The sequence below is a fragment of the Rhizobium acidisoli genome (genome assembly GCF_002531755.2).
GTDB lineage: Bacteria > Pseudomonadota > Alphaproteobacteria > Rhizobiales > Rhizobiaceae > Rhizobium > Rhizobium acidisoli.
In genome coordinates this window covers 22,464-46,145 of sequence record NZ_CP035001.1, presented here as the reverse complement: position 1 = coordinate 46,145, position 23,682 = coordinate 22,464, and the positions used below count along the sequence as shown (strand labels likewise).

The following is a 23,682-nucleotide window of genomic DNA, read 5'->3' as shown; positions in this document are numbered from 1 at the left end:
GTCACTCTTTCCTTTTGAACATTGGCCTCTTGAGAAGCGGGCTTTTGAAAATTAGCTCCTGGGCAGTCCGGCGTTGGAGACGCCGAGCGCGCGGATGAAATGGCTGGGGCCGACCTCCTCGATGTCAGCCGATTCAGGGCGGCTCAGCGCGCGCACCTTTTCCGCCTGTTCGAGGAAGCGCGCGCTTCCGCCCGTGACGAAAGGCCTGCTGCCGTCCGGAACGGCGGAAAGCAGCAGCCTGGTATAGGGATGGCGCGGGTCGGAAAGAACCCTTTCGGTGTCGCCCCATTCGACCATCTGGCCGGCAAACATCACGACGATCTCCTCGGCCACATGCGCCGCCGTTGCGATATCGTGGGTGATATAGAGCATGGCGAGATCGTTTTCCCGTTTCACCCTGGCGAGCAGATCGAGAATATCCTTGCGGATGGAAACGTCGAGCATCGAGGTCGGTTCGTCTGCGACCAGCACGCTCGGCGCGACGGCGAGCGCCCGGGCGATGTTGACGCGCTGCCGCTGCCCGCCCGACAGTTCATGCGGGAATTTCTGCCTGGTCACATCGGGTTCCAGCCCGACGCTTGCAAGCAGCCGGGTAATCTCCTCGGCGAGATGAGCCTTTGCGCCGCTCTGCCGATGCAGTTGCAACGGCCGCGCCAGATGATGGCTGACGGTGAAGGCCGGGTTGAGTGACGAGAACGGATCCTGGAAGACCATCTGTACCTCCCGGCGATAGCGATGCTCAGCCCCAGCCTCGCCGCGGGAGGTCAACTCCTGCCCGCGGAAAAACAGCCTACCGTCGGTCGGCCTGTCCAGGCGCGCGATGATGCGGGCGCAGGTCGTCTTGCCGCAGCCGGATTCGCCGACGAGCGCCAAAGCCCGGCCGGGAAAGAGCGAGAAGGATACGCCTTTCAGCGCCCGGACCGCGCCGAAATTGCGCTCTATCCCCTCGAGCCGGATCACCGCTTCAGCGACAACGGGATTTGCCTCCGCTTTCATGCCACGACTCCCGATAGATGCCGATTGTCCGGAAGCTGCGGAATGGCGTTCCAAAGCTTCCGCGTATATTCGTGCCGCGGCGCATGGGCGACCTGGCTGACGTCGCCCACTTCGACGAGCTCGCCCTTCAGCATGACGCCGATGCGCCGGCAGAGCTGGGCCATCAGATGCAGGTCATGGGTGATGAAGAGCACGGAGAAGCCGTAGCTCCGCTGCAGGTCGACGACCTGTTCGAGGATTTCCCGCTGCACGACGACGTCGAGCGCCGTCGTCGGCTCGTCCATGATGATCAGTTCCGGTCTCAGCGCCAGGCAGATGGCGATGACGATGCGCTGGCGCATGCCGCCGGAGAACTGGTGCGGGTAATCGCCGATGCGATGCGTGGGAATGCCGACGAGGCGGAACATCTCCTCGGCCCGCGCCCGGGATTCCGCATGCGAGCAGCCGGTGTGCCGGCGCAGAACGTCGTGGAACTGCGCCTCGACCCTTATCAGCGGATTGAGCGAGTTCATCGCGCTCTGGAAGACCATACCGATGCGCTTCCAGCGGATTGTCTGCAGCTCGCGTTCCGGCAGCTTGAGCAGATCCTGTCCGGCGAGCCGGATGCTGCCGCCGCTGATCCAGGCGGGCGCCTTGGAAAGACGGGTGATGGCATAGGCGATCGTGCTCTTGCCGCAGCCGGATTCCCCGGCGAGCCCGAAAATCTCGCCGCGGCCGATCGTGAAGGAGACGTCCTTCACGGCGCGGAATTCTCCCTTGTCGACGAGGTAATCGACATTGAGCTTTTCGATTTCCAGAAGATTGTCGCTCATCGGCCAAGCTCCAGTTCCCTGTTGCGGGCGCGGTTGAGGCGAAACCAGCGGCTCAGCGCCGGGCCGGAGCGGAGCTGCGGATTGGCGATCTCGTCGAAGGTGAAATTCAAAAGCGCAAGGCCAAGGCCGGTGAGCGCGATGCCGAGTGCCGGCACCCCGATGTCCCACCATGCGCCGACCATGATCGCCGAGGAATTCTGGGCATTGTAAAGCATCGTGCCCCAGGAGACTTTCAGCGGGTCGCCGAAGCCGAGATATTCGAGCGTCGTCTGGGCAACGATGGCGTAGATGATGCTGCCGACGAGGTTGATGCCGATCAGCGTCGTCAGGTTCGGCAGGATTTCCACGAAGATGATGCGCCAGGCCGGCTCGCCGATCATCTTCGACGCCGTGACGAAATCGCGATTGCGAAGCGCCATCGTCTGCGACCGGGTCATGCGGGCGCCCCACGGCCAGGAGGTCAGCGCGATGATCGTCATGATCGTCATCGGCCCCACTGTGCCGGCAAAGGAGGCGAGCAGTATCAGAAGCGGCATGTTCGGGATGACGAGCACGGCATTGGTCGCAAGGTCGAGACAGGCATCCGTCCTGCCTCCGGCATAACCGGCGACGAGGCCGATCGCCGTGCCGAGAACGGTGATGGCAATGCCGGTGGCAAAGCCGACGGAAAGAGAGCTGCGGGCGCCCCAGACGAACTGGCGATAGACGTCCCGCCCCATCTTCGTGGTGCCGAGAACATGTTCGATCGACGGCGGCTGATGCGAGCGCCCGACACGCGCTCCGGGCTCGCCGGGTGCAACGAGCGGCGCAAACAGCGCCATCAGCCACAGGACGGCGATGATGATCAGGCCGGCGAGCGCTTTCTTCTGCTTGAAGATGGGCCACAGCGTAAAGCTCATCACGCGGCCTCCCGCAATCTCGGATCGACAAAGCCGTAGATGATGTCGACGAGGAAGTTGGCGCCAAGGGTGGCGAGCGTCATCAAGAGCAACTGCCCCTGGATCACAGGGTAATCGCGGGCGATGCTCGCGGTATAAAGCGTCAGCCCCAGGCCGGGATAGTTGAAGACGATCTCGGTGACGATCGAGCCGCCGAAGACGGCGCCGAGCATCAGCGCCAGATTGGTCAGAACAGGAAGCATGGCATTGCGGGCGCCGTAGCCGAACATCACGGTGAGGCGGCTGAGCCCCTTGGCTCGGCCCATGGTCACATAGTCTTCGCCGAGCACCGAGATCATGGACGAGCGCATCGTCGTCTGGAATTCGCCGATCAGAAACGGCGAAAGCGTCAGCACCGGCAGGATCGCATGGGCAAAGACGCTGCCGACAAAGGTGAAATTGAAGGCGGGATCAAGATTGGGATCATAGGCATAACCCACCGGAAACCAGCGCAGCGAGACCGCGAAGATGAAAAGCGTCGTCAGCGCCACGATGACGGGCGGCACCGAAATCATGATCACCGACAGCGGCGAGACGATCGTGTCGAAACTCCCGCCGCGGCGCCAGGCCGAGACCGCACCCAGCACGACGCCGACACAGAGGGAAAAGATAATCGCGGTGGTGACAAGGAAGATGGTCCAGAGCGTCGAGCGGCCGAGCACCTGGACGACGGTCTGGGGGTAATATTTGACCGAGACGCCGAGATCGAGGGTCACGAGCCCCTTTAGATAATCGGCGAACTGCCAAAGCATCGGCTGGTCGACCGCGCCGAAGCGCGCCTTGATCGCTTCGACGGCGGCCGGCGTTGCCCGCGGACCGAGTTGGGCAACCATGGCATCGACCGGGCTCCCCGGCATTAGCCGGGGAAGGATGAAGTTCACCACGATGGCAAAGGCCAGCGCGACCGCATAGACGCCGAGGCGCCGGCTCGAAATGCGCATTTTGCTCCCCCGCTGGGTTTAGCTGACCGGCTTGAGACGTAAGAGATGCATCAGGCGCATGCGGTTGTTGTCGTGATCCTCGGGGTTCATCACCGGATCCTTGTCGGTGACCCAGCCGGTGAAGCGCTTGCTGGAGAACTGATACCAGGTCGGCCCGTTGAAGACGGGAACGACGGGGAAGTCGTCGGCGATCAGTAGCTGAATGTCGTTGAAGATCTTCTTGTGATCCTCGTCCGACGTCGCCTGCAGATATTGATCGAAAAGCGCGTCCAGTTTCGGGTTCGAATAACGCGAGGGCGCGCCGGTGATGCGCCCGCCATAGGCTGTGGAAAGGCTCTGGTAATAGCCGCGGAACGGCGTTGCGCCATCGGCGCGGGAGTTCATGACGACCTCGAAGCTGCCGTCGATGAGCTCTTTGCGCCATTGTTCATATTCGGGCGTGGCGACCGACGCATTGATGCCGGCGGCGCGCAGGCCTTCGACCGCGATCTGGACCGCATCGATCCAGTCCGTCCAGCCGTTCGGAACGATGATCGGGAAGGCGATCGGCTTGCCGCTCGGCGTGGTGCGGAAGCCGTCGGCGCCCTTCTTGTAGCCGGCATCGTCGAGAATCTTGCTGGCCTTCTCGGTGTCGAAGCCCATGAAAGCGTCCTTGCCGCCCTCGGCATCCTTGTTGCGCCAGCTTTCGAAGCGCGGCGGCAGGCCGGTCGCATGCTCGTTGACGACGGGATAGCCGAAGCCGGCAATATCGACCATGGACTTGCGATCCATGGCGAGGCTGAAGGCATGGCGGAAGTTCAGGTCCTTATAGGCCTCGAGGTTGCCTTCATTGCCGCTCTTGAAGTTCATCTGGAAGGCGACGGTTTCGGCCGGCGGCTGCCAATAGCCATTATGGTCGGCATCGAGCCCGACGAAGGTCTTGTCGATCTGGGGAATGAAGGACCCGATCCAGTCCATATTGCCCTCAGGCAGGATGGCGAGCATCTGGTCGTTGCCGGAGATCTGCGGCAGTCTCAGGCAATCGACATGCAGCGAGGTGGCATCCCAGTAGTTCGGGTTGCGGCACTGCTCGTAGACCTGCGGCGTGAAGCGGCGCAGCTCGGTCATCGGGCCGGAACCGACCGGCTTCTCGTTCTTGAAGGCGACCGGATCGGAAACGTCCTTCCAGATATGCTCGGGAACGACGGCGAGGTCCGCCAGCGTTTCCGGGAAATCGGAGTTGACGGCCTTGAGATCGATCTTCACCTCGGTCGCTGACGGCGTCTCGACGGAGGCAACCGTTTGACCGACGCCGACGGTGTCGAGGGCTGCATTCTTCAGCATGAGGTCGATCGTATATTTCACGTCGGCCGAGGTCAGCGGCTGGCCGTCGGACCATTTCACTCCGGGTCGCAGCGTGTAGGTGACCGATTTCATATCCTCGGAGAATTTGTAGGCCGTCGCCAGGCGGAAGACCGGCTTGCCGCCATCCTCGGCATTGAAGATCACCAGCGGCTCGTAGATGAAATCCATCGTGCTCTGCCGGCGGCCGGCAAGATCAAACGGATTGAAGTTCTGAACCCAGCTGGTCTGCTCCTCGATGTGCATCGTCAGCACCGATTCAGCCGCCGCATTGCCCGTCCCGAAAGCGACGAGCGCCGTCAGCGCGGTTGCCGCTGCTAAGCCGGCACGCACGGAAATGTTGCGAAACATGCTTTTGCTCGATCTCATTCCAACGTTCCCTTGTTGTTTATTTTTGGAGTCAATCAAATTGATTTAATATTGATAGTCAGTTTCCCGCCGATGCGTCAATTGCCGATCTCAAATTTTTGCGGGCGGCATCCCGAGCCGTTTTCGGCAGAGCTCGAGATGCGCATATCATGGTGAACAAAAAATAAGGGTCGGGCCCGCCGCGTTAACCATTAAGGTACTTTTAAGTACGATAATTAATCCAACGATGGCGAAGTGATCGGAAACTCCAGGTCGATAAGCATGAGGCTGCTCGCCACGGCCGGGATGTTCCCCGGGTTTCAACATATTCAACCACCGAAACAGGCGAACTCCGATGACGAGCATCAATACCAACAATTCTGCGATGGCTGCCCTTCAGACGCTGCGCGGCATCAATTCCAATCTCGAAACGACACAGAACAGTGTCTCCACGGGCTACCGTGTCGATACCGCATCCGACAATGCTGCCTACTGGTCGATCGCCACCACGATGCGCTCCGACAACAAGGCGCTCTCGGCAGTCTCCGATGCGCTCGGCCTCGGCGCGGCAAAGGTCGATACCGCCTACACGGCAATGGACAGCGCGATCGACGTCGTCGATGAGATCAAAGCCAAGCTGGTGGCAGCGACCGAAGACGGTGTCGACAAATCAAAGGTCCAGGAAGAAATCGGCCAGCTGCAGGAGCAGCTGATGAGCATTGCCCAGTCGGCGTCGTTCTCGGGCGAGAACTGGGTCGCCGGCGCCGACGGCACGATGAACGTCGTATCGTCCTTCGTTCGCGACGGTTCCGGCGCCGTTTCCGTCAAGATGACGGATTACGTTCTGGATACCAGCTCCACCGGCAACGTGCTGTTCGGCATGAACGGCGGTTCGATCGAAACCTCGACGGGTATCCTTGGAACGGCGGATGCAAACGGCGATTCCGTCTACTCGCTCGACATTACCAACTTTACCACCGGTCAGATCCAGTCGGCGCTGTCGACCGTCGAATCGGCGCTGTCGGCGATGACCTCGGCCGGTGCGCAACTGGGTTCGATCTCGACGCGCATCGATCTGCAGGAAGACTTCGTCGGTGCGCTGTCGGATTCGATCGACTCAGGTGTCGGCCGGCTGGTCGATGCCGACATGGAGGAGGAATCGAGCAAACTGTCCGCCTTGCAGACACAGCAGCAGCTGGCGATCCAGTCGCTGTCGATCGCCAATTCCTCGTCCCAGAACATCCTGTCGCTCTTCCGCGGCTAATCGCATTCGCCGACGCAACGGGAGCCGGGCTAATAAAACGCCCGGTTCACATCCGCCGATCAATCGATCGAGCCTGGCCTTCCCGGTCGGGCTCGATCGCATTTGGGACCCCTCTTGCCTTGACATGCCGGTTGACATGCCGATCGTCTCCACAGCAAACATGGTCGATCTTTTCAACCGGGGCAGAAATGCCGCGCGCGCGGGACCATCGTATGGAACGAGTTGAGCCTGCCCACCCCGATGCAAGGCCCGCCATCGTCTGGCTCGGCTTCCTCGCCATGTGCATCGGCATGTTCATGGCGATCCTCGACGTTCAGGTGGTGGCGACGTCGCTGCCCACCATCCAGTCGGCGTTGGGCATCGATCCGGATCAGATGAGCTGGATACAGACCGCCTATCTGATCGCCGAGGTGGTGGCGATCCCGCTCACCGGCCTGCTGACGCGGCTTTTGACCATGCGGTGGCTGTTCGTTGTCGCCATTGGCCTGTTCGTGACGGCTTCCGCCGGCTGCGCGGCCAGCGGCAGCTTCGGCGAGCTGGTTGCCTGGCGGGTGCTGCAGGGTTTTTCCGGCGGAACCCTGATCCCCTCGGTGTTTTCGGCTGTCTTCATCCTGTTCCCGAACGAGCGGCAGGCGCTGGCGACGACGATTGCCGGCGTGCTGGCGGTGCTGGCGCCGACGGTCGGGCCGATCGTCGGCGGATGGCTGACCGAGACCTATTCCTGGCACTGGCTGTTCCTGATCAACATCCTTCCGGGCATTGCTTCGGCAGTCCTGGCGGCATTCTTCCTGCCGCGGCAGCCGGCCGACCCGTCCGAACTCAGGCATCTCGACGGCCTGTCGCTTCTCCTGATGGCGACCGCGCTGATGACGCTGGAACTCAGCCTGAAGGAGGCGCCGACCAGCGGCTGGACCTCGGCCTATGTGCTGAGCCTGCTGGCGATCTGTCTTGTCTCGGGCGGTGTATTCATCGCTCGCACGCTGCGTCGGGACCGGCCGATTGTCGATCTCGGCAATTTCGCCGATCGCAATTTTCTCGTCGGCTCGACCTTAAGCTTCGTGCTCGGCATCGGCCTGTTCGGCTCGGTCTATCTGATGCCGGTGTTTCTCGCTTTCGTCAGAGGCCACGACGCGCTCGAAATCGGCACAACGATGCTGGTGACCGGCATCGCCCAGCTGGTGACGGCGCCGATCGCGGTCGCGCTGGAGAAGCGCATGGATGCGCGGCTGCTGTCGGCCGTCGGTTTCGCGCTGTTTGCGATCGGCGTCGGCATGAGCGCGTTTCAGGATCCGCGCTCGGATTACGATGCGATGTTCTGGCCGCAGATCGTGCGCGGCGTCGCCATCATGTTCTGCCTGCTGCCGCCGACGCGGCTGGCGCTCGGCACGCTGCCGGCCGATCGCATTCCCGATGCGAGCGGCCTTTTCAACCTGATGCGCAATCTCGGCGGCGCCATCGGCATCGCGCTGATCGACACCATCATCTACACGCGCTCCGAACCGCTGGGCCAAGGTCTCTGGGCGCGTCTTCAGACCGGCGACGCCGCCGCCGCGGCATTCGTCGGCGCACCTCTTCAGGCCATATCGGGCCACAATGGGGAATTCGATGCGGATACGACGGCGCTGCTCGATCCGCTGGTCCAGACCGCGGCCAGCGTCCAGGCGATCAACGAAGCCTGGATGGTGGTCGCCATTCTCACCGCCTGCGCCCTGCTCTGCGTGCCCTTCGCCAGGCGGCCGGCGTCAACGTGACACATGGCGATATGTTGCCGATCGGTCGGCCGCCGGTAAGATTTCTCTCAATCTTTTTGCGTCATGCTTCGATTCCCCTCTGATCAATCGACGAGATCTCAATGGCCCCGGACCTTGACCGCAGCTTTCAAATGCCCCGACGCGACGATCTCGGCCTGTTTACGATCAGCAACGGCTCCGGCCTGTCGATATCGGCGCTGCCGAACGGCACGCTGTTTGCCATCGAATATGCCGACGACAAGGGGTCGGTGCAGATCAATCAGATCCAGGGTTCGCCGCTCATCGGCGGCATCGGCCGCCTTTATCTGCGCATCGGCGGCGCTCGGCCTGATGTCGTCGAGATTGTCGGGCCGCGTGCCAATGGCAGCTTCGGATACGATGCGACGAGCTTCTCTTGGAACGGCAAGGCAGGCGATATCGCCTATGACGTCCGGCTCGAACTCCATCCCTCCGAAACGACATGGTTTTGGCGCGCCTCGCTCAGGCATCTGAAGGAGAAAACCCTGCCGGCGGATCTGGTGCTGATCCAGGATGTCGGCCTCGGCGATCGCGGCTTCCTGATGAACAGCGAAGCCTATGCCTCGCAATATGTCGATCACCATATCGCCGATCATCCGGCATTCGGCCCCGTGGTGATGAACCGGCAAAATCTCAAACAGGGTGGCGCCCGCAGTCCCTGGCTCGCCCAGGGCTGCCTCGATGGGGCTGCCGCCTATGCCACGGATGCGATCCAGCTGGTGCAGGCAAAAGACCGTCTCGGCGATCGGCTGGTCGGCCCCTTCGGCGCCAGCCTGCCGAGTGAACGGCGCCAGCAGGAAACGGCCTGCTCGGCCATCCAGTCGAAACCGCTCGCCATTTCTGCAAGCGGTGCTGGTGCGACTTTCTTTGCAGTATTTGCCGCCGATCATCCCGAGGCGTCGAGCGACGCCGATCTTGCGCGGCTCGACGGGCTTGAAGCTGCGGAAAGCGTTGCCGCTCGCCTCGAAGAGGTGACGCCGGTTCGCAGCCTGTTGCAGGATGCGTCGCTGTTGGAGGTCGAGCCGCTCGACAAAAGAGCGATCGGCCGGCTTTATCCCGAGCGGAGCCTCGAAGAACGCGCCGGCGGGAAGCTGCTGTCGTTCTTCACGCCGGACGGCGTCCTGAACCGCCACGTCGTCCTGCGCGAGAAAGAGCTTTTGGTGGCACGCCGTCACGGCGCGATTGTCCGAAGCGGCAATAATATGCTGCTCGACGATTCCACTCTTGCCGCCACCTGCTGGATGCAGGGCATTTTCGCCGCGCAGCTGACGATCGGCAATACCTCGTTCCACAAGCTCTTTTCCGTCTCCCGCGACCCCTATAACCTGACGCGCGCCAGCGGGCTGCGCATCATGGCGGATCTTGGTGCCGGCTGGCAGCTGCTGGCGGTGCCGTCGGCGTTCGAAATGGGGCTCAACGACTGCCGCTGGATCTACCAATGTTCGGAACGCACGATCACCGTTGCGGCGGTCGCCTCCGGCGAGGATGCGGCCATGCAATGGACCGTCTCCGTCGAAGGCAAGCCGTGCCGCTTTCTGGTGTTCGGACATGTCGTTCTCGGTGAGCGCGAATATGACGCGGGCGGGCAGATCGAAGTCGATGCCGCACACAAACGCATCGCCTTCCGGCCCGATCCGGCCTGGCTCTGGGGCGAGCGTTATCCCGGTGCCGGCTATTGGCTGGTGAGTTCGACGCCCGATGCCATCGAGGAGATCGGCGGCGACGAACTGCTCTATGCCGATGGCATTGCACGCAACGGCGCCTTCGTCGGTCTGCGCTCCCGGCCGACGCAGGCCTTCTCATTCGCCGTCGTCGGCTCGATGACCAATGCTGAAGAAGCCGAGCAGCTGGCGCAACGCTACGAGGCTGGCGTCGCCGATGCAGCCATGCTGGCGCCGGCCTCGAAATTCTGGCGGAACGCCGTTCGTGGTCTGACGATCGGTAGCCCTTCGCCGGATCTTGCCGCGCAGACAACGCTGCTGCCCTGGCTCGCGCATGACGCCATCGTGCATCTGAGCGTTCCGCACGGCCTCGAGCAATATACCGGTGCGGCCTGGGGCACACGCGACGCCTGCCAGGGGCCGATCGAATTCCTGCTCGCCTACGAGCATGACCGCGAAGCCAAGGAGGTGGTGAAAACGGTCTTCAGCGAGCAGTACCTTGAGAAGGGCGACTGGCCGCAATGGTTCATGCTGGAGCCCTATGCCAACATAAGAGCGGGCGACAGCCATGGCGACGTTATCGTCTGGCCGTTGAAGGCGCTCTGCGACTATATCGAAGCGACCGGCGATCTCGCCATTCTCGACGAGAAGGTCTCCTGGCGCGATGAAAAGACCATGCAGAAGGCGCCGAAGGCCGACAGCATCGCGATCCATGTCGACAAGCTGCTCGATACCGTCCGCGGCCAGTTCATTCCGGGAACGCATCTGATCCGTTATGGCGAGGGAGACTGGAACGATTCCCTGCAGCCGGCCGATCCGCATCTGCGCGACTGGATGGTCAGCAGCTGGACCGTCGCCCTGCTTTACGAGCAGATCGTCCGCTATTCCGCGATCCTGCGCCGTCTCGGCCATGGGAAAAAGGCCAGAAATAACAAGGCAAAATCGCTGACGAAAATCGCAACGGCGATGCGGCGGGATTTCAACCGCCATCTCGTGCGGGACGGCATCGTGGCCGGGTACGGTATCTTCGATCCCGCCCATGACGGCGTCGAATTGCTGCTGCACCCGAGCGACAGTCGCACCGGCCTTTCCTACTCGCTGATCGCGATGACGCAGGCGATGCTCGGCGGGCTGTTTTCGCCGGATCAGCGACGCGCTCATATGAAGCTGATCGAAGAGCATCTGCTCTTCCCAGACGGCGTGCGGCTGATGGAGAAGCCGGCGACCTATGCCGGAGGACCCGAGACGCTGTTTCGCCGGGCCGAATCCTCCTCCTTCGTCGGCCGCGAGATCGGGCTGATGTATGTGCATGCGCATCTTCGCTATTGCGAGACGCTCGCTTTGGACGCCGAGGCGGACGAACTCTGGGAGGCGATTTCGGTCGTCAATCCCATCGCCGTCACCACGGCCCTGCCGCAGGCCTCGTTGCGCCAGCGCAATACCTATTTCAGCAGCAGCGACGCAGCCTTCCGTGATCGTTATCAGGCGGCGGCGCAATGGGCGGGGGTCAAGGCCGGAAAGGTCGCGGTCGACGGCGGCTGGCGCATCTATTCGAGCGGGCCCGGGCTCTATGCCAGGAGCTTCGTCGAAAATATCCTCGGTTTCAAACGGCGCTTCGGCCGGCGCAGACGCAAACCGCTTCTCCCCGCGGTTCACGCCTCCGTCGAGCTGCAGACCGATCACGCCGCCTGGCGGCGGCTGATGAAACCGAAGCCCGACGCGTAATATTCACGACGAGGTGTTGGCGTCGCGCAGTTCTTCGAAGCGGGCGGCACTCTTCGACAGGTGAGTTCGAATGGCGCGGCGGGCAGCGGCCTCTTCGCCGTCGCGGATCGCCGCGAATATGGCATGGTGTTCCCGGCGCATTCGCGCCGCATGGCGCTTACGCTCGGCCGCCGTCATTTTGTCCAAGCGGGCCCATTGCCGCGGCACCATGAGGTCGCCGAACGTATCGAAGAGGCGGCCGTAATAGGAATTCTGCGTCGCGACCAGGATCGACCTGTGGAAGGCGTAGTCCTCTTGCGCCCCGTATCCGCCCTCTTCCAGCGCCTTGTCGAGCGCATCGAGCCGATCCTGCATGCGGTCGAGATCCTCAGGCGTGCGCCGCAGCGCGGCAAGTCCGGCGGCTTCGTATTCGACCCCCATGCGCAGTTCCAGCACGCGCAGGATCTCGTCGATCGACTGCAGGTCGTTGGGAATGATCGAGAAGGATCGCGGGTTAGGATCGTTCGAAACAAAAGCTCCAAGCCCCTGCCGCGTGGTGATCAGGCCCTTGGCGCGCAGCGTGGCGAGCGCCTCGCGGACAATCGTCCGGCTGACGCCGGTCGTCCTCATGATTGCCTGTTCGGTCGGCAGGCGCTGGCCAGGCTTCAGGTCGCCGGATTCGATCTGCGCCATCAGCGTATCGGCAAGGCCGCTGCGCAGGTTCGGCGGCTGGCGAATGGTGTTGAAGGCCGCGTTGTCTCTGTCCGTCATTTGTGTCGAATCCTGCCCTCGATGCGGCTGCGCTGGCCTCATGTCCTTTTGCTAACGCATGCCGGCAGGAAAGGCAAAAGGGCCTCGATCACGGCAGCTCTATGCGACAGCGCCGCGCGTCTCTTCAGACGCGCAGCGCTTAGTACTTTGAATTATGCAGTCATCGTTCGGGGGCGGATCATCGCGCCAGCCAGCCGCCATCGACGGGCAGCACCGTTCCATGCACGTAATCGGAGGCCGACGATGCCAGGAACACGGCAGCCCCTCCGAGTTCGGCTGGCGTTCCCCAACGCCCGGCCGGAATGCGGGCAAGGATGGCGGCGTTGCGGTCGGCATCCTCGCGCAGCGCCGTGGTATTGTTGGTGACGAAGTAACCGGGCGCGATGGCGTTGACGTTGACGCCCTTGCCGGCCCATTCGCAGGCAAGCAGCTTGGTCAGACCGGCAAGCCCGCTTTTCGAGGCGGTATAGGAGGGGATGCGGATACCACCCTGGAAGGAGAGCAGCGAGGCGATGTTGATGATCTTGCCCCTGCCCTTGTCGACCATGTGGCGGCCGGCCGCCTGCGACAGGAAGAAGGCCGTCTTCAGGTTGACGTCGATCACCGCGTCCCAGTCTTCTTCGGTGAAGTCGAGCGCATCGGCGCGGCGGATGATGCCGGCATTGTTGACGAGGATGTCGAGGCCGCCGAAGGTCTGGATGGCTTCAGCGACGATGCCCTTGACCGGCTCGATAGTGCCGAGATCGGCCTTGACGACGTGGAAGCGGCTTCCCGCCTGCTTCACCAGCGCTTCGGTTTCCTCCATCGAGGAGCGCCCGACGGCGACGATCGAGGCGCCGGCCTCGGCCAGCGCCGCCGCGATGGCCTGGCCGATGCCGGTATTGGCGCCGGTGACGACGGCGGTCCTGCCTGTGAGGTCGAACGGGTTCGCCACGGCGCTCACCTCAGATCCGCAATGGCGATGTGGTCCATGTCGGTGAAGCTCTTATTGTCGCCGGCCATCGCCCAGATGAAGCTGTAATTCTTGGTGCCGGCGCCCGAATGGATCGACCAGGGCGGAGAGATGACCGCCTGTTCGTTGGCGACAAGCATATGCCGGGTCTGCTGCGGTTCGCCCATGAAATGGAAGACGCGCTGTTCGGCTTCGAGATCGAAATAGAGATAGGCTTCCATGCGGCGATCATGCGTATGGGCCGGCATGGTGTTCCAGACGCTGCCCGGCTCGATCATGGTGAAGCCGAGGGTGAGCTGGCAGGACTGGCAGACCTCGGGATGGATGAACTGGTAGATCGACCGCTTGTTGGCCGTTGCGGCGTCGCCGGGCGTCAGATGGCGGGCTTTCTCGCGGGTGAGCAGCACGGTCGGGTGTGCTTGATGCGCCGGCGTCGAGACCAGATAGAACTTTGCCGGATTGGCGGCATCCACGCTTTCGAACCGCACGTCCTTGGCGCCCTTGCCGGCATAGAGGCAATCATACTTGGCAAGATCGTAGCTGGTGCCGTCGACGACGATGCGGCCGGCGCCACCGACGTTGAGCGCGCCGAGCTCACGCTCGGCAAGGAAGGTTTCCTGGCCGACCGCCGTCGGCGCCGTCAGCGCCAGCCCGTCGGCCAGCGGCGTCGCGCCGCCGATGACCATGCGGTCGTAATGGGAATAAGTCAGCCGGATCTCGCCGCCCGCAAAAACGGTTTCCACCAGAAAGTGACGCCGCAGCGTCTCCGTGTCGTATTCGCGCACGGCCTCGGGATGGGAGGCGTGCCTCACGTCGATCTGCATGTCAAAATTCCTTCAGTTTCGTTGTCGTCAAGCGTCGTTGCTCCAGCGAGGCCGGATCCGTTTGGTGGTCCGTTTCGCTCGGCAATGAACCGAATGGTTACATAGTTGTACGACAAATTCGAAGTCAATATGTTTCTGCAGCACTGGCCCGCAGCCGGCGGCCATCGCCGGAATCGGCAGTAAAATCAGCGGTAAGCGGGAAAAGTCTTCAGCGCCGGGCGACGGATTGCACGCGGCGGATTTCGCGCGATCGGCCAAAAACGAAAAAGCCTGCCGCGGGAGGAGGTGCGGCAGGCTTTTCGAAAAAAACCGAACGACAGCTGGGAGGAGGAGTGCTGTCGTTCCCGCAGGCGACCCTGGGAGGAGGATGGGGCGCCTGCATATCAAAGGGATGCGGGAGGAGGTGCATCGCTTCGATAGAAATAATCATACTTATTTCTTGCTCAGTTGGTAGGCATTTCTTTGCAGGGCAGCTATGCGTTATGCGAAAAGCAGGTAGCTCAAATCACCATGATCCCGTCACGCCGGAAGCACAAAAGCAAAGCGCCCGCTTCGGAGAAAGCAGGCGCTGGCCAAGTCTTTAAAAGTGCTTACTGTGCAGGCCGTTAGCGGGCGATGGCAGCGCGAGCGACGTTGCGGATATCGCCGCGGCCGATGCCGAGGTCGTCCAGTTCGCGCGCAGACATACGGCCCAGTTCAGCGACCGTCTGACGGTACTTGCGCCAGTTATTGAAAGAGCGTGCTACGTTCATGATGATCCCCTTTCCGTGGGCTTTCGAAGCCTAGCTGCCAGTCCTTGGCGCTTCGTTCGCTTCGATGAGTGGTATATAGTATGAGCCGATCGATTGTTGCAGCGCCAATGCATCACTGCACCTATGCGGCGTTTGCATGGGTCGTCGGATTGGGGGTGTTCCGGTGGGATCCGAACCGCTTCGCGGTCAGAGTTTGAAGCGATCGAAGGCCGTCAGCCGCACGGTCGGCGGATCCGCGTCTCGCCACCGGTAGATGTCCGAGCGCAGATAGGAAAGCTCGTCACCGAGATCGTCTTCGCCGACTTCGATCCACCAGGACTTCAGGCGTCCGTCGCTTCCATCCGACCAGCGATAACCCCTCGCCTTCAGATGGTCCTTCATCTCGAACGGGCTGTGTTCGGCAAAGATGCGGATGCGCGAGCGCTGGCTGGCGCGGTAGAGCTCGGCGAATGGGCTTTCGCCGTCGCCCTGCACCCGATCGAGGATTTCCAGCAGTGCGTGGCAGTCGTCCACCGCGCGATGGCCGTCATGGAAATAACCGGCCTGGCCGACGAGATAGCCGAGCTTGGTGCCCTCAAAGCCGCGGGCGCTCCAGTCGATCTCCGACACCGAACAGGCCCAGGCCTTGCAGGCGAAGATCGTCGAGAAGGCTTCGCAGAACGGCCGGTCGAAACCGGCATTGTGGGCGATGATCAGATCCGCCGGTTCGATCAGGGCGCTCAGCGACCTCATATCGATGACCTGGCCTTCGACCATCGCATCGGTAATGCCGGTCAACCGGGTAATTTCGGGCGGAATCGGCCGCGACGGCTGCTGCAGGCCGCCATAGATGCCGACGATATCGCCGATCCCGCCGTCATCGTCGAATGTGAAGGCGACGGCGCCGATTTCGATGATCTCATCGCTGCGGTGGTTGAGACCGGTCGTTTCCGTATCGAGAATGACGCCAAGCCGCGAAAACTCCGGCCGTCTGGCCGTCGCAATCGGCCGGGCGGTCAGTTTCCGAAGGATGCGGTAGTTGCCGCTCTCTTCAAGCGTGCGCGCCATGTCTTCATCGGAATGGCCGGCCGGCTGCGATGGCGGCCGGCGTGATGGAGCGCGCGCCCTGGCAGTCGCCGTTGACGGCTTGGCAAACATATCGAGTTGCGAATCTCTCTGCACGCTCATCGACCCTGTATGTCACGCAAACGCGGTTTAATCCATCGCGCGCGGCGCTATCCCCAGCCCTTGCCTTTCGTGGACATGCAGGCTTAGCTGAGCGCGAGCAGCCAAAGGAAAAGCCATGCCCGGTGACAACGGTAAGGGTGTCGAACAGGATGTCGTCATCATCGGCGCCGGGGCCGCCGGCATTGCCGCTGCCCGTCGCCTGCAGGCGATCCGTCCGGATATTTCCATCCTGCTGCTGGAAGCCGGCGACCGTCTCGGCGGCAGAGCCTGGACGGTCGGGCTGCCGGGAGCCGCCGACATCGCGCTCGACCTCGGCTGCGGCTGGCTGCATGGGGCGCGGACCAATGCCTGGACCGGCATTGCCGACGAGGTCGGATTGACGGTCGACCGCACGCCGGCGCCCTGGAACGGCGGGCGGCGGCTGCAGCGCGACGATGCGGAGATCCATGCCGCACAGGAGGCGATCGGCGCCTATTTCGAACGCCTGGAGAGCCATGAAGGCGATGACACTGATCTGGCCGAAATGCTCGAACCCGGCAATGCCTGGAATGGCCAGATCCGGGCGATCGGCACTTATATCACCGGCGCAGAACTGGAGTGCTCGTCGGTCGTCGACTACACCAGATATGATCCCGGCCCCGGCCCGGACTGGCGGGTGCGTGAGGGCTATGGAACCTTGATCTCGCGTTACGGCAAGCCGGTCCCGGCAAGGCTTGGCGTCGAGGTCACGCGCATCGACTACCGCCCTGCCGGCCGTATCGATATTGAGACGAACCAGGGTGGGCTCGGGGCTCGTGCGGTGCTGGTGACCGTTTCGACGAATGTGCTTGCCGCCGAAAAGATCGCCTTCGACCCGCCATTGCCCGAGAAGATCGAGGCAGCATCCCGTTTGCCGCTCGGGCTCGCCGACAAGCTCTTCCTCAGGCTGGCAAATGGGGAGGCGCTGCCGGCCGATACCCATATGCTCGGTTCCACCAGTCGCGGCGCGACCGGCACCTATCAGCTCCGGCCACTCGGCGCTGCCGTCGTCGAAGCCTATTTTGCCGGCAACCTCGCCCATGATCTGGAGCGGGAGGGCAGAGACTCCGCCTTCGCCTTCGCCGCCGATGAACTGGCGGCGGAATTCGGCGCCGATATCCGCAAGGAATTGTCGGTTGCGGCGATCTCGGCCTGGGCCGCTGCACCCCATATCGGCGGCTCCTATTCCTATGCCGAACCCGGCGCCTCGGATCTCCGCGCGGTCCTCGCCGCACCGCATGACCAGCGGATCTTCTTTGCCGGCGAAGCCTGTTCGCGCGCGCGTTATTCGACGGCGCATGGCGCCTACGAGACCGGCGTCGCCGCCGCCGATCTGATCGCCGGCTCGTTGTCGGCAAAAGTGTAAGTCGCAGTCCGCGTTGTCGGCGGGAATATTTTTTCCCACTTGTGACACCGGCGGGATTGGTTATGCTGCTTCAGCCCCTGCGCCGGATTGAGCCCAGGGCGCCAGACGTCATCCGGCGGCAAGCGGCCGCCTCAAGCTCGATATTATCATTGATTGCGGAGGCCCCGGCTTCTACCCCGGCGATTTTGTGCGTCGGCTGCGGGCGTCCGCATGAGGAGGAAGATATGGATTATCGCAAGCTCGGTCCCAGCGGGACCGTCGTCACCGCCTATTGCCTGGGCACCATGACCTTCGGCGCGGAGGCCGACGAAGCGGCCTCGCACAAGCTGCTCAACGATTATTTCGCCTGGGGCGGCAATTTCATCGATACCGCCGATGTCTACAGCGCCGGCAAGTCGGAAGAGATCATTGGTCGCTGGCTGAAGGCGCGCCCGACCGAAGCCCGCCAGGCGATCGTCGCCACCAAGGGCCGTTTTCCGATGGGCAACGGTCCCAACGACATCGGCCTCTCGCGCCGCCATCTCGGCCAGGCGCTCGACGATTCTCTGCGCCGCCTCGGCCTCGAGCAGATCGATCTCTACCAGATGCATGCCTGGGACGCGCTGACGCCGATCGAGGAAACGCTGCGCTTCCTCGACGATGCGGTTTCATCAGGCAAGATAGGTTATTACGGCTTCTCCAATTATGTCGGCTGGCATATCGCCAAGGCCTCCGAGATTGCCAAGGCGCGCGGTTATACGCGTCCCGTTACGCTGCAGCCGCAATATAACCTGCTGGTGCGCGACATCGAGCTCGAGATCGTCGCGGCCTGCCAGGATGCCGGCATGGGCCTGTTGCCCTGGTCGCCGCTCGGCGGCGGCTGGCTGACCGGCAAATACAAGCGCGACGAGATGCCGACCGGCGCCACCCGCCTCGGCGAAAATCCCAATCGCGGCGGCGAATCCTATGCGCCGCGTAATGCGATGGAACGAACCTGGGCAATCATCGCTGCTGTCGAGGAAATAGCCAAGGCGCACGGCGTCAGCATGGCGCAGGTGGCGCTCACCTGGACGGCGGCGCAGCCGGCAATCACCTCGGTCATCCTCGGCGCCCGCACGCCGGAGCAACTGGCCGACAATCTCGGCGCCATGAAGCTCAAGCTCTCCGACGAAGACATGGCGAAGCTCAACGAGGTCAGCGCCCCTCAGCCCTTCGACTATCCCTACGGCAAGGGCGGCATCAACCAGCGCCACCGCAAGATCGAAGGCGGCCGCTGAGCTTCGCTCCATAAACAACGGACTGTCTCGGATCTGCAGCCACCAATGCAAAAAGCCGCCATGTTTTTTCATGGCGGCTTTTCTGCTTGGGAGGCGATTTTAAGCCGGAAGCTGGAAGATCACATTGGCGATCAGGACGATCGCCAGGCCGCCGGCGAGTGCCAGATAGGGCAGCATGCCGGCCTTCTTGACGCCGAGATCCTGACCAACCAGGCCGAGATCCTCCATTGCGCCGGCCGGGAACTTGCCGCCGTCGCGCACATAGTGGCGATAGGCGAAAACCGGCAGGATCAGGGCGGCGAAGATGAAGCCGACCCAAAGTGCGTTGGAGTACCCCCAGACCTTGGCGCCGGCGCCGAGGAACAGCGCGTTGACGAAGGCGAGCACGGTGTTGAGGCCGATCAGCCAGGTCGGCGCCTTCCAGGGACGTTCGATATGGCCGGAGTCCATCCGATGGATCCAGCCGGAATTGAGGTTCAGGAAGTTGAAGATGATGTAGCCGACATTCGAGACGGCAAGCACGAAGAAGTAACCGCCGGTATCCGAGGCGATAGCCAGAAGGAAGAGGTTGAAGGCGAAATCGGTCCACATCGCCCGCGTCGGGGCACCGTTTTCGTTGACGTGGTCGAGATATTTCGGCAGCCAACCGTCCTTCGAGCCCTGATAGAGTGTGCGCGAGGAACCGGCCATCGCCGTCATGATGGCGAGGAAAAGCGCCATGATCATCAGCACGACGAGCAGCTGGGTGACGACGCGGCCGGCGCCGATCAGGCCGCCGAGCGCTTCGGCAACGCCGGTGCCGTCGACGATGCCGGGGGCGAGCATGCCCGCATGGCCGAGAACGCCCTGGAAGGCGAAAGGTACGAGGAAGAAGAACAGGCAGCAGGCAAGGCCGGAATAAAAGATTGCCTTGAAGGTGTCGGTCTTCGGGTTCTTGAGTTCGCGGGTGTAGCAGACGGCGGTCTCAAAGCCGTAGGTCGACCAGGCGGCGATATAGAGGCCACCGAGGAAGAGCGTCCAGCCGCCGTTGCTCCAGCTGCCGTCGGCGCCGGAATAGGCGGCCGTCGGCGGCACGAGTCCGGTGACGTTGGCGGCAAGGATATGGCCGCTGACGATCGGGTAAAGACCGATGATCAGCAGCGGCACCAGCACGATGATCGCCAGCCACTTCTGCACGCTTGCCGTCTCGGAGATGCCGCGATGCTGGATCGCGAAGATGATCAGCATCAGGATGCCGCCGATGAAGAAGGTGGCATTGACGTTGGCGGTGGCGAGGAAGGGAATGCTGAAGCTGACCAGCGACCAGCTGCGGATCCACGGCGTCAGCGCAGCGACGCCGTCGGTGCTGAGCAACACCTTGACGGCGTCATCAGGCGTCGTGCCGGCATGGGCCGCAATATATTCGGCGACGCGGGGGCTATCGGCGGTGATGGACGCGGCATGCGCGGAGATCCAGTCGAGGACCATCTGCGAATCCGCCGCCGGGATCGGGAAGAACGAATTGAGGATATAACCGGCGGCGATGGCGCAGCCGAGCGACAGCACGGGCGACCAGGCAAACCAGTTGCACCAGACCGACAGCGGCGCGATGAACTTCGAATAACGCAGCCATGCGGTGGCGCCATAGACCGAGGCGCCGCCGGATTTGTTGGCGAACATGCCGGCGATTTCGGCGTAGGTGAAGGATTGCAGGAAACCCATCACCATCGAAATGATCCAGACGAGGAAGGCGAGCTTGCCCGTCGTGCCCGCAATGCCGCCGATGGAGAAAAGAACGAGCGGCGGCACGCCCGCGGCCACCCAGAATGCGCCCTTCCAGTCGAGCGCGCGTACAAGCTTACCTTCGGTGCCGGATGAAATTCCGGCCTCCACAACATCTGCCATCGGTGAAATTTCCCATTCTATTTGTTCCCGGACGTATCTTTGTACGTCTCCCTGAACGTGTCTCCCTGACAGTCTCAAGCCCGCCCGGATGATTTTGGCGATCCGTGTTCCCGACGGATTCCCGAGTCTCAGCCCTTGATGCATAGTGAAGATATTTTCTTTTTAGTCAACTCGACTTTACTTTCCTCCGCCATTTTGTAACCTATATGGGTGGGTGCCCCGAGGGCATGCCGATCCTCCCATGAGGGCAGAATGCGAGAACTTCATCCTGCTATGACGGACCTGCGGCCAGCGGTCGCCAGCCTCGTGCGTTATCCCGGCATTCCCACCTTGCCGGAGGGAACGGAGCGCTACAGGGCAAAAGGCGGCGGATCGGTCGTGGTGCGTGTCGAGCCGGGCGACTGCGTCACCGTCATCGACAGCGAGGGCGGACAGGTTTGCGAGGTCTCTTTCCTCAACGAAAAGGGACGCTTCCTGGCGGCGGGTCTCGGAACGGCATTCAGCAATGCAGCCGAAGGTTTGAAAGCCATTCTTCAAGGGGAGAATGAGAGTGCTGCCCGCACACGCGCAGCGCTTGAGCGGCGCGGCGCCGATCTTGCCGCGGCCGGAGCGCTCCGCATCTTCGGGACGGGATCGAGCCCGGGCCGCCGGGCGGATTTCACGATTTCCATGAAGGGTCTGCTGATCGTCGCGGCACCGGCCGGTGCCATGTCGCCGGAGGCGCAGGATACGGCGACGCCGATCGAGATCAGGATCAAGCGCAGCCTGCTGATCCGCGATTATGCCGCCGCTCTGCCGGAACCGGCTGCCGACCCCATCGAGGATATCCGCATCCGGGCGGCAACCGCCGCAGCCTATTTCGTGCGTGCCGGCGAGTTCATCCAGATCATCGATGTTTATGGGCGCCAGTGCACCGATTTCCAGGCTTTCGCCGCCCGCAAGGTCGACAAGGGCCTCGATCTCGCGCTGGATTCGACGGTGACCCGCACGCTGCTCAGCCGCAGCTATCCGATGCCCGGCCTGCCCTCCAAGGCCTTCGACCGCGACTTCGAGCCGCTGGTCGAGATCGTCCAGGATACAGTCGGGCGCCACGATGCTTTCGCGACCGCCTGCAATTCGCGTTATTACGACGACATGGGTTATCCCGGCCACGTCAACTGCACGGACAATTTCAACGCAGCGCTGGCGCCTTACGGCATTGCCGGCCGCAAGGGCTGGGAAGCGCTGAATTATTTCTACAACACCAATATCGACCACAACAACCAGCTCTATCTCGACGAGCCCTGGTCGCGCCCCGGCGATTACGTGCTGATGCGGGCCTTGACCGATCTCGTCTGTGTCTCCTCGTCCTGCCCCGACGACATCGACGCGGCAAACGGCTGGGATCCGACGGATATCCATGTCCGCACCTTTTCCGGAAAAGAAAAATTCTCACGAGCGGTGGCCTATCGCATGACCCCAGATGCCGACGCCGAACTGACGCGCGAAACCGCCTTCCATCCCCGTCTTTCCGCCTTGACGCGCGATTACGCCGAATATCGCGGCTACTGGCTGCCGAACCGCTTTTCCGCCGAAGGACTGGTCGAGGAATACTGGGCCTGCCGCGAGCGCGCCGCCGTCATCGATCTCTCGCCCTTGCGGAAGTTCGAGGTGACGGGGCCGGATGCCGAGGAGCTCTTGCAATATTGCCTGACGCGTGACGTGCGCAAACTGTCGACCGGCCAGGTCGTCTATTCCGCCATGTGTTATGAAAACGGCGGCATGATCGATGACGGCACGCTCTTCCGCCTCGGCGACAAGAATTTTCGCTGGATCGGCGGCGATGATTTCAGCGGCATATGGCTGCGTCAGCAGGCCGAAAAGAAAGGCTTCAAAGCCTGGGTTCGCTCGTCCACTGATCAGATGCACAATATCGCCCTGCAGGGCCCGAAGAGCCGCGATATCTTGAAGGATATCATCTGGACGGCGCCGCGCCAGCCGACGATCGGCGAACTCGAATGGTTCCGCTTCACTGTCGGCCGCATCGGCGGTTTCGAGGGCGCCCCGGTCGTCGTCTCGCGCACGGGTTATACCGGCGAGCTCGGCTACGAAATCTTCTGCCATCCGAAGGATGCGCTGACGGTGTTCGACGCCGTCTGGGAGGCAGGGCAGCCGCATGGCTTGAAGCCGATGGGGCTGGAGGCGCTCGACATGGTCCGCATCGAGGCAGGCCTGATCTTCGCCCATCACGAATTCACCGACCAGACGGACCCGTTCGAGGCCGGCATCGGCTTCACGGTGCCGCTGAAATCCAAGCAGGACGATTTCATCGGCCGCGAGGCGCTGATCCGGCGCAAGGAACACCCGCGCCATCTGCTCGTCGGCCTCGACGTCAAGGCCAATGAGGCGGTCGGCCACGGCGATTGCGTCCATATCGGCCGCGCCCAGGTCGGCGTCGTCACCAGCGCCACCCGCTCGCCGATCCTCGGCAAGACGATCGCGCTCGCCCGCATCGACGCGATGCATGCAGGTCCCGGCACCGAGGTCGAAATCGGCAAGCTCGACGGCCATCAGAAGCGCCTGCCGGCGACGATCGTGCCGCTTTCGCATTACGACCCGCAGAAGACGCGGCCGCGCTCGTAACGCATGCATTGGAGATCTGGCCGATCTGTTCCTCACCTCGCCGATGTGGCATTACGCACCGGCGACAATGTGTAAAGTCACTGTGATACAACCATCTAGAGAATATGGAGTTTCGAAAAACTAAAAGTTGACAAATTCGGGTTGAGTGATTATATCCGCATTGTCGATATTGCTTGTTTGACTTTTGTTATCGCACGCCGACAACGTGCCCTGGACGAACTTCCCTCTTCAAAATCGAGATTATCATCCGTCGTGCATCGCACGTGCGGCCTGTCAATTGCTATGAAAGGGTTTGT

17 protein-coding genes are annotated in these 23,682 nt (G+C 62.4%); 6 read left to right on the top strand and 11 right to left on the bottom strand.

What is annotated here, in order from left to right; genetic code table 11:
* Window positions 1-51: 51 nt before the first annotated feature.
* Genes CO657_RS29080 through CO657_RS29060 form a run of 5 tightly spaced genes read right to left on the bottom strand, consistent with a single transcriptional unit; the run spans window position 52 to window position 5,397 of the window.
* Window positions 52-996, bottom strand: a complete 945-nt coding sequence (locus CO657_RS29080; protein ID WP_054184556.1) for an ABC transporter ATP-binding protein — start codon at window positions 994-996, stop codon at window positions 52-54.
* Window positions 993-1,808, bottom strand: a complete 816-nt coding sequence (locus tag CO657_RS29075) for an ABC transporter ATP-binding protein (protein ID WP_054184557.1) — start codon at window positions 1,806-1,808, stop codon at window positions 993-995. Before CO657_RS29075 ends, CO657_RS29080 begins: the two co-directional genes overlap by 4 nt.
* Complete coding sequence (locus CO657_RS29070) at window positions 1,805-2,707, bottom strand: ABC transporter permease (protein ID WP_054184558.1); 903 nt, start codon at window positions 2,705-2,707, stop codon at window positions 1,805-1,807. Before CO657_RS29070 ends, CO657_RS29075 begins: the two co-directional genes overlap by 4 nt.
* Window positions 2,707-3,687, bottom strand: a complete 981-nt coding sequence (locus CO657_RS29065; RefSeq protein ID WP_054184559.1) for an ABC transporter permease — start codon at window positions 3,685-3,687, stop codon at window positions 2,707-2,709. Before CO657_RS29065 ends, CO657_RS29070 begins: the two co-directional genes overlap by 1 nt.
* Before the next feature lie 18 nt (window positions 3,688-3,705).
* Entirely contained in the window at window positions 3,706-5,397 is a 1,692-nt protein-coding gene (locus tag CO657_RS29060; protein ID WP_054184560.1) for an ABC transporter substrate-binding protein, read from the bottom strand.
* Between the two features lie 334 nt (window positions 5,398-5,731).
* On the opposite strand from CO657_RS29060, the gene CO657_RS29055 reads away from it, so the two are divergent.
* The 3 genes from CO657_RS29055 (at window position 5,732) to CO657_RS29045 (ending at window position 11,795) form a co-directional block, all read left to right on the top strand.
* The gene (locus tag CO657_RS29055; RefSeq protein WP_003594825.1) at window positions 5,732-6,640 is read left to right on the top strand and encodes a flagellin N-terminal helical domain-containing protein; all 909 of its coding nucleotides are present in this window, start codon (window positions 5,732-5,734) and stop codon (window positions 6,638-6,640) included.
* Window positions 6,641-6,852: 212 nt separating this feature from the next.
* On the top strand, window positions 6,853-8,391 hold the full coding sequence (locus CO657_RS29050) for a DHA2 family efflux MFS transporter permease subunit (protein ID WP_003594827.1): 1,539 nt from the start codon (window positions 6,853-6,855) through the stop codon (window positions 8,389-8,391).
* 101 nt (window positions 8,392-8,492) lie between these two features.
* Window positions 8,493-11,795: a GH36-type glycosyl hydrolase domain-containing protein gene (locus CO657_RS29045; RefSeq protein WP_054184561.1), complete on the top strand. Its 3,303-nt coding sequence runs from the start codon at window positions 8,493-8,495 to the stop codon at window positions 11,793-11,795.
* A gap of 3 nt (window positions 11,796-11,798) precedes the next feature.
* Here CO657_RS29045 and CO657_RS29040 read toward each other — a convergent pair whose 3' ends face one another.
* The 5 genes from CO657_RS29040 to CO657_RS29020 all read right to left on the bottom strand — a co-directional run bounded on the left by CO657_RS29040 (window position 11,799) and on the right by CO657_RS29020 (window position 16,240).
* Window positions 11,799-12,545, bottom strand: coding sequence for a FadR/GntR family transcriptional regulator (locus CO657_RS29040; RefSeq protein ID WP_054184562.1), 747 nt, complete (start codon window positions 12,543-12,545; stop codon window positions 11,799-11,801).
* Window positions 12,546-12,723: 178 nt separating this feature from the next.
* On the bottom strand, window positions 12,724-13,488 hold the full coding sequence (gene kduD / locus CO657_RS29035) for a 2-dehydro-3-deoxy-D-gluconate 5-dehydrogenase KduD (protein ID WP_280114339.1): 765 nt from the start codon (window positions 13,486-13,488) through the stop codon (window positions 12,724-12,726).
* A complete protein-coding gene (gene kduI / locus CO657_RS29030; RefSeq protein WP_003594834.1) occupies window positions 13,485-14,321 on the bottom strand; it encodes a 5-dehydro-4-deoxy-D-glucuronate isomerase in 837 nt (278 codons plus the stop codon). The genes kduD and kduI overlap by 4 nt, the downstream gene beginning before the upstream one ends.
* 605 nt (window positions 14,322-14,926) lie before the next feature.
* Window positions 14,927-15,073: a DUF1127 domain-containing protein gene (locus CO657_RS29025; protein ID WP_003594835.1), complete on the bottom strand. Its 147-nt coding sequence runs from the start codon at window positions 15,071-15,073 to the stop codon at window positions 14,927-14,929.
* A 186-nt stretch (window positions 15,074-15,259) separates the two neighbouring features.
* Complete coding sequence (locus CO657_RS29020; protein ID WP_054184563.1) at window positions 15,260-16,240, bottom strand: 3'-5' exonuclease; 981 nt, start codon at window positions 16,238-16,240, stop codon at window positions 15,260-15,262.
* Window positions 16,241-16,355: 115 nt separating this feature from the next.
* On the opposite strand from CO657_RS29020, the gene CO657_RS29015 reads away from it, so the two are divergent.
* Window positions 16,356-17,624: a flavin monoamine oxidase family protein gene (locus CO657_RS29015; protein WP_054184564.1), complete on the top strand. Its 1,269-nt coding sequence runs from the start codon at window positions 16,356-16,358 to the stop codon at window positions 17,622-17,624.
* Window positions 17,625-17,848: 224 nt separating this feature from the next.
* Window positions 17,849-18,880 (top strand): aldo/keto reductase, encoded by a 1,032-nt coding sequence (locus tag CO657_RS29010; protein WP_054184565.1) that lies wholly within the window; start codon window positions 17,849-17,851, stop codon window positions 18,878-18,880.
* Between the two features lie 99 nt (window positions 18,881-18,979).
* Here CO657_RS29010 and CO657_RS29005 read toward each other — a convergent pair whose 3' ends face one another.
* On the bottom strand, window positions 18,980-20,764 hold the full coding sequence (locus CO657_RS29005; protein ID WP_054184566.1) for a trimethylamine N-oxide permease: 1,785 nt from the start codon (window positions 20,762-20,764) through the stop codon (window positions 18,980-18,982).
* Between the two features lie 252 nt (window positions 20,765-21,016).
* Here CO657_RS29005 and CO657_RS29000 point away from each other — a divergent pair, with 252 nt between their 5' ends.
* Window positions 21,017-23,386: a trimethylamine N-oxide demethylase gene (locus CO657_RS29000; protein WP_054184567.1), complete on the top strand. Its 2,370-nt coding sequence runs from the start codon at window positions 21,017-21,019 to the stop codon at window positions 23,384-23,386.
* The last annotated feature ends 296 nt before the right edge of the window (window positions 23,387-23,682 follow it).